The following is a 1,074-nucleotide window of genomic DNA, read 5'->3' on the forward strand; positions in this document are numbered from 1 at the left end:
CACCGAGTCCACCTCCCACCGCACGGTGGGAATCGGCAGCACATCGTCTTCGAGCCGCCGCGTGGTGCGAACGTCCGCCCAGGTCCGGAGCTTCCCGTCGAGGAGCAGGAAGGGCTCGATCGAGAAGCCGCGCTTGCCGGCTTCGATGGCTCCGTCCTCGCTCATGAGCGCTTCGTCGGGATCGCGGTCGAGTCCCACCACCGTCCAGTACGACTGCTCGCCGGCCATCGCGCGAGGGTAGCTGCCGCGCGGCGCATCCGCGGCGACCGCCTGGAAGAACTTCTCGTACGTCGCCGCCCAGTCGAGCGGCTGCACCTTCGCTTCGAACAAAGCGCAGCCACCCGATGCCTCGAGCGCGCGGATGCGCAATGCGCTCGCGTCCGTCTCCGGCAGCGCGATGTAGTCCCGGCCGCCATTCCCTTCGACGGTTCGCAACATGCGCCACGCATCGCCCTCGGCCGGGATTTCGACCGCGTACTCGTTCAGATGCCGGCCGGGGGCCCAGTCCAGCACGAGGCCGCCAAGCTCCCGCTCGCCGCCGAAGTCGAGCACGATCCAAGGCCGCCGGTCCTTGTCTCCGCTGGACCAGGACGTCTTGGCGTCGCCGTCCAGCGCCTTCTCCGGCTCGTGACTCCGAACCGATGACGATGCCTTCGCCTGTGGCGGCTGGTCGGAAGGCGGCGGCAGCTCCTTCAGCTCGAGCTGGTCGATCCACACCGACCCCTTGCCACCCTGCCCCGCGGTGATGGCGAACTCGATCGCATTCACCCGCCGGATCTCGCCACCGCCGATGGGCCCCCACGCGAAGCTGATCTGCCGCTTGCGGGTGGTGAGCGTCATCCAGTCACGTGGAAAGACGAAATCGCGGCGATTGCACCACCACACGTTCGCTCCCGTCGAGTCCACCAGCTTGATCTCGAGATTGTTGATCCTGCACTCGCCTCGCAGGCGCACCACGAACGCGTACCGGTCCGGCAGCGTGAGATCCACATCGCGCCGCGCCACCGCGTAGCCTCCGCCGTGCGCGAAGTCGAAGTCGATGCGCAGCGCCTTTCCCTTGGCGCCGGTGTCGGA

At 68.1% G+C, this 1,074-nt stretch carries 1 protein-coding gene; it reads right to left on the reverse strand.

The genetic code is table 11. The features are described from left to right. On the reverse strand, positions 1-1,074 hold a 1,074-nt coding region (locus VFQ05_09215), incomplete at both ends, for a discoidin domain-containing protein (GenBank protein ID HET9326937.1).

This window comes from Candidatus Eisenbacteria bacterium (assembly GCA_035712145.1).
Lineage (GTDB): Bacteria > Eisenbacteria > RBG-16-71-46 > RBG-16-71-46 > RBG-16-71-46 > DASTBI01.